Below are 311 nucleotides of genomic sequence, written 5' to 3' on the forward strand. Positions count from 1 at the left end.
ATGCCAGTGAAAGCGAAGCCGACGGCGAAAAAGAAAAAACCGGCGGTTAAAACAGGAAGAAAGACACCCAAAAAACCCCCGCCGCCGGGGGGCCCGCGGGCCATTACCGAGGGTCCCTTTAACGCGCTTTCCTCCCCGCCTGAAACGCCAGTCCGGATGTATAAAAAGCCTTTTGATTCAACAAAAGAGGTTCTTCGTTTTGTATCCTGATAATTTAAATTGCCGCCGTAAATGATAATATCGCCTTTTTAAAAACCTTCTAAAAGATGCTCGATTGTATCGTCTACCGCCTGCCCCGCCTTTACCATAAT

The 311-nt window shown here is 48.2% G+C and carries 1 protein-coding gene; it reads right to left on the minus strand.

Annotated features, from left to right (window positions below; translation table 11 throughout):
• A partial coding sequence (locus ACYVTD_RS18930; RefSeq protein WP_461249123.1) for an NAD(P)-binding domain-containing protein occupies positions 1-239 on the minus strand: 239 nt, incomplete at its 3' end.
• Between the last annotated feature and the right edge of the window lie 72 nt (positions 240-311).

It is taken from the genome of Treponema sp. R6D11 (assembly GCF_054786075.1).